The 403-nt window shown below is 69.2% G+C and carries 1 protein-coding gene; it reads right to left on the reverse strand.

Annotation, left to right across the window (positions count from 1 at the left end):
• A partial coding sequence (locus tag ET810_RS11880; protein WP_241657943.1) for an aconitase family protein occupies window positions 1-403 on the reverse strand: 403 nt, incomplete at both ends.

Raw genomic sequence — 403 nt, forward strand, 5'->3', positions numbered from 1 at the left:
GGTGATCTTCGTGCCCGCGGTCAGGCCCATGTACTTCAGCGCGCGGTGCTTGGAGATGCGCTTGGCCTCGTCCGCGATCTTGTCGGGATCGGGCACGATGCCGGTCACCGAGACGACGTCCTCAGGGCTGGTGCCCCAGGTCACGATCGGCGGCAGCTTTGCGGCGTCGAGGCGCAGCTCGTGGTCGAAATGCGCGCCGTCGTCGGAGCGCAGCTTCTCCCAATAGCGCATCGCCGCGTCCCAGTCCGCGCCCTTCGGCGCCTTGGGACGGCCGCGCAGGAAGTCGAACGCCTTCTGGTCCGGCGCGACCAGGCCGGCGCGCGCGCCGCCCTCGATCGACATGTTGCAGACCGTCATGCGGCCTTCCATGCTGAGCGCGCTGATCGCGTCGCCGGCGTATTCC

This window comes from Corynebacterium silvaticum (assembly GCF_004382825.2).
Taxonomy (GTDB): domain Bacteria; phylum Actinomycetota; class Actinomycetes; order Mycobacteriales; family Mycobacteriaceae; genus Corynebacterium; species Corynebacterium silvaticum.